The 212-nt window shown below is 53.8% G+C and carries 1 pseudogene; it reads left to right on the forward strand.

What is annotated here, in order from left to right:
- A pseudogene (locus PA598K_RS39210) lies at positions 1-212 on the forward strand (IS200/IS605 family element RNA-guided endonuclease TnpB); the annotation flags it as partial.

A 212-nucleotide genomic window follows, 5' to 3' on the forward strand; every position in this document is an offset into this window, starting at 1 on the left:
TTCTTCAAGCAACAGAATGCGGCCCCTCGCTTCAAGAGTCGTAAACATCCTGTGCAAAGCTACACCACACGTTATACGAACGGGAACATTGCTGTCAAAGGCGACACCCTTCAGCTACCGAAGCTGGGAGCCGTGCGGTTTGCCAAGTCACGTGAAATCGAAGGACGCTTGCTTTCGGCCACGATACGCCTAGCCTCCAGCGGCAAATGGTT

It is taken from the genome of Paenibacillus sp. 598K, from assembly GCF_003851045.1.
GTDB lineage: Bacteria > Bacillota > Bacilli > Paenibacillales > Paenibacillaceae > Paenibacillus_D.